This window comes from Micromonospora sp. ATLC20 (assembly GCF_057196585.1).
The window spans coordinates 1-4,223 of the sequence record NZ_JBXUOV010000291.1 but is presented as its reverse complement, the minus strand read 5'-3'; the positions used below and the strand labels follow the sequence as shown (position 1 = coordinate 4,223).

General features: G+C 72.8%; 3 protein-coding genes and 1 pseudogene. All 4 read right to left on the bottom strand.

Going from position 1 to position 4,223, the window contains the following annotated elements; genetic code table 11:
• Positions 1-1,375 (bottom strand): annotated as a pseudogene (locus AC2CHG_RS30245) (hypothetical protein); the annotation flags it as partial.
• A 1-nt stretch (position 1,376) separates the two neighbouring features.
• Positions 1,377-2,012 (bottom strand): helix-turn-helix transcriptional regulator, encoded by a 636-nt coding sequence (locus tag AC2CHG_RS30240; RefSeq protein WP_194802792.1) that lies wholly within the window; start codon positions 2,010-2,012, stop codon positions 1,377-1,379.
• 119 nt (positions 2,013-2,131) lie between these two features.
• Positions 2,132-2,452, bottom strand: a complete 321-nt coding sequence (locus tag AC2CHG_RS30235; RefSeq protein WP_262015019.1) for a YbaB/EbfC family nucleoid-associated protein — start codon at positions 2,450-2,452, stop codon at positions 2,132-2,134.
• A gap of 33 nt (positions 2,453-2,485) precedes the next feature.
• Positions 2,486-4,223 (bottom strand): AAA family ATPase (locus AC2CHG_RS30230; RefSeq protein ID WP_484526086.1); only part of this gene is annotated, 1,738 nt, incomplete at its 5' end.

Sequence of the window (4,223 nt, the reverse complement as noted above, 5' to 3'; positions counted from 1 at the left end):
CCTCGGCGGCCGACGGCGCGGGCGGGCCCGCCACGGCGACGGGCACCGGCTCCGGGACGGGCGCCGGCACCGACGGTGCGGGAGGCAGTCCGGCGGCGTGACCCGTCGTGTGCCGGTACGTCCCGGCCTCGATCCCGCGTGCCGAGAGCCCCGGGCGTCCCGGCGCCACGAGCGAGGACGGCTGCACCGCCGCGCGCTTGCGGGTCGCCGGATCCAGCCGCGCGGCCAGGTCACCGGCCAGTTCCCGGTGGCGGTCCGCCGCGGCCGGCGCCGGGTCGTCCACGACGAGCCGGACACGGTTCGGGTCCATCGGTACCGCGCGGATCCGGTCGGCGTGCCGGGGTGGCTCCGGGCCGCGCAGCCAGAGGCCGGACGGGATCACCTCGACCACCGCGTCGTGGGCGTACCGGTAGACGCGCGGGCCGACCGGCTCGCCGAGTTCCGGCGGCGCACGGTGGCGCAGGATGCGCGGCGTCACCGCCTTCGCCCCGAGGGTCTCCCGGGGCCGGTAGGCCAGTTCCTCGGCGAAGACCTGCCAGCCGGGCCGCCCGTCGGCGTCGACTGTGAACAGGGCCGGGCCGTCCGGGCGGCCGCTCGGCACGCCGGTGAAGACCCGCACCGGGCAGCGCAGCAGGTCGGCCAGCGCCTGCCCGAACGGCTCACCGTCGGGCAGCGCGACCGGGCCGTACTGGACGAACCGGGCGTGCTCGCGCCCCTCGGGCGCCAGGCCGCGCCAGAACCGGGCGATGTCGTCCAGGCGCAGCGGCGCCGTCCCGGGGCAGCCGACCAGGACCGGCATGGCGTCCGGCAGGCACGGCATCGTCGAGGTGAGGTGGCTTCCGTGTACGGCCACGGCGGCCTCGTCGCGGTTCTCCCGGAGCCAGACGCCGCCGGGCAGCGGCTCGGCGGCGCAGGTCGAACTGATCGTCAGGTGGTCGACGGCGGCGCCGTCCCAGGCCGGTACGGGATAGCGCTTCGACTGCCAGACCGGCGTGTGGCCGCGCCGGTAGCAGACCCAGCCGCCGAGATCCGTCGCGTGCACGAACAGCAGTCCCGCCGCGCCCGGGATCATCCGTCCGAACGGGGCGATCACCGGCCGGCCAAGCCGGTCGGAGAGCCACTGGCCGGCGAGCGCCCCGGTCTCCGGGCGGGCGCCGCACACCACCAGCCGGATGCCCCGGCGCAGGCGCTGCCGGCGCAGCTCGGTCGCGACCGTGTCCCAGATGTCGAACGGCAGCTCGTGTTGCAGGTCCAGGATCACGATGTCGTTGTCGGGATCACGGTCCACCGACAGCGCGACCGTACGGGCCTCCGTGCTGATCCGCTCGCTGGCGTGCAGCACCAGGGCGTTGCCGACGGTGTGGCGCGTGATCACCTCAGATCATGCCGGAGCGCAGGGCGTAGGCCACCGCGTGCGAGCGGTTGCGCAGCTTCAGCCGGTGGTTGAGGCCGTAGATGACGTTCTTCACCGTGCGTTCGGAGTAGCGCAGCTCGTCGGCGATCTCGTTGGTGTCGAAGCCCTCGGCCATCAGCCGCAGCACGTCGATCTCGCGCGCGGTCAGGCCGGAGGCGTTGAGCCCGTTGGGGTTGAGCACGTCGCGCTGGAGCCGTTCGATGTGCTTGAGCAGTTCGCCCACCAGGTTCGGGGGCAGCACGCCGCCGCCGGAGGCGGCCGCCCGGACGCTGTGCACGAGGCGTTCGGCGGTGACCGCCGCGCGTGGCAGGACGGCCACGACCCGGCACTCCACGGCGGTGAGGAGTTCCTGTTCGCTGACCTCGGTGGTGATCAGGACGACCGGGGCGCCGATCTCGGTCGCCGCGAGGCGCAGCATCGCGATCACGTCGGTGGTGAGCCGCTCGGCGGCGACGACGAGGACCTGCGCCCGCGTCCGGTCCGCGCTGTCCAGCAGCGTGATGTCGGAGCGCGACCGGAGGTGGGCGGTCAGGCCGGTGTGGGTCAGCGGGTCGGGCGCGTGCACAAAGACGGCAACTTGCTCCACAGCCATCTCCATCACTGTCAGTAGGGGCTGACAGTCTCATGGAGGGTCCTTCAGGAAATCTCCACACTCTCTTTCCCGAGGGCGCGGAGCCGTGAAGATCTGCCCATAGCCGCTGGTCAGACTTTTTTCAGTCAGTGAAGATTGATTTCGACGGGGCCCATCTTCTCCGTCGCGAGCTTCCCGGCGTTCGCGGCTGCGGTCTGGATCGCCTCCATGATCGCCGCCTGCAACGACGCTGCGTCACGCTGCTCGTACACCCTCGGGTCGACCCGGACGGCCTGGACCTTGCCGAGACCGCTGGCCATGACCACCACAGTGGCGTCCTGCGAGCGGCCGGTGACGATCGCCCGCTCCAGCTCCGCCTGCGCGTTGCGCATCTGGTCCTCCAGGCGCTGAGCGTTCTCCATGAACTCCTGGAACGAGGGGGGAACGGGCTTGGACTCGGGCTGCATGCCGGGCCTTTCTGTGTGGGACGGTCGTGGTGGTCAGCCGACGGCGGCCAGGCCGCCGAGCCGCTCGCCGGCCGCCGGGCCGGGCGCGGCCAGGTCGGCGAGCGCGAGGGTACGGGAGCCGGTGCGCCGGGTCAGCCCGAGCGAGAACTGGTGGGCGGCGTGGACGGTGCGCTCGGGCAGCCGGCCGGCGAGCTGCGTCAGCGCGGCCCGGACGTCGTCGGGCACCTCGTGGCCCCGCCGCACCAGGTGCCGCAGCACGATCGCGGCCAGCTCGTCGGTGCTGAACTCGGGTACCGACCACTGCTGGCCGAACACCTCGTTCACCGCCGGCACCGCGGCCCGTAGGCTCGCCAGGGCCGCCTCCTCGCCGGTCAGCACCACCACCGGATCACCGAGCCGGGAGCGCATCCGGTCCACCAGCGCCTCGGCGATCTCCGGCGCGACGCCGGAGGCGTCGTCGACGTAGTCGAGCTGGAGCACGCCACCGGCCGCGTCGTCGAGGACCGCGTCCACCAGGCTGCCGGCCTGGCCGGGCCACTGCGGCGCCAGTTCCCGGCTCGTGCTCACCCGCACGAGCTGGCCGACCGGCACCAGGCCCAGCTCCGACAGGCATGCCGCGTAGAGCCGGGCGTACTCGCTGCGGCCGCTGCCGGCCCGGCCGCCGAGCAGCACGTTGCCGGTGCGGCCGGGGCCGCGTCGGCGGTTGCGTCCCTCGCAGAGCTGCAACAGCGTCTGCCCGGCCGCCTCCTTGACCCGCTGCCCGCCGACCAGGCCGCAGATCCGCTTCCAGCTGCGGGCCGCGTTTATCGCACCGGTCGGGTCGGTCGCCGCGTCGGGCTGCTCGCCCTGCTCGACCGGCAGGTCCTCCAGCAGCGCCAGCTCGGGTTCGACGTCGGCGGCGGTGAGCCGGTTGAGCTCGTTGTCCTTCGTGGGCGGCGTGGTCGCCAGGCGCGACGCCTGGTTGTTGATCAGCGCCTCGAACAGCTTGCGGGCCACCCGGCCGTTGCCGAACGTGGCGTTCTTCGGCACCCGGGTGAAGTACGCGGTGAGCGCCTCCACCGCGTCGTCGGTCAGCTCGTAGTAGTGCTTGCTGACCAGGTTCGAGGTGATGGTGACGAGTTCCTCGACGGAGTAGTTGGGGAACTCGATGGTGCGGGTGAACCGCGACGCCATGCCGGGGTTGGAGGCGAGGAACTGCTCCATCAGCTCGGAGTAGCCCGCGACGATCACCACCAGCTCGTCGCGGTGGTCCTCCATCATCTTCATCAGCGCGTCGATGGCCTCCTGGCCGAAGTCCGGCCCGGAGCCGCCCGAGCCGCTGGACAGCGTGTACGCCTCGTCGATGAAGAGCACGCCGCCGAGCGCCTTGGTGACCAGCTCGGTCGTCTTGATCGCGGTGGAGCCGATGTACTGGCCCACCAGGTCGGCCCGCGCCGCCTCCACCATGTGGCCCTTGGACAGGATGCCCAGCTCCTTGAGCACCGAGCCGTACAGGCGGGCCACTGTGGTCTTACCGGTGCCGGGCGGCCCGGCGAAGACCAGGTGCCGGCTCATCGGCGGCATCGGCAGGCCCATCTGGAGCCGGACCTGCGACATCTTGATCAGGTTGATCAGCGCGGTGACCTCCTGCTTCACCCCGCGCAGGCCGATCAGCCCGTTCAGCTCGCGAAGCGGCTCGCTCAGCTCGTCCGCGCCGTCCTCCGCCGTACCCCCGTCGTCGGCGACCGGGGCCGGCGCGGCGGCCGGCGGGCCGGCGGGCGCCGGGGTGGCC

Bases quoted from the DNA above. Each gene is read 5' to 3' on its own strand.
- AC2CHG_RS30240 (WP_194802792.1), bottom strand. From the start codon at position 2,012: ATGGAGATGGCTGTGGAGCAAGTTGCCGTCTTTGTGCACGCGCCCGAC.
- AC2CHG_RS30235 (WP_262015019.1), bottom strand. From the start codon at position 2,452: ATGCAGCCCGAGTCCAAGCCCGTTCCCCCCTCGTTCCAGGAGTTCATG.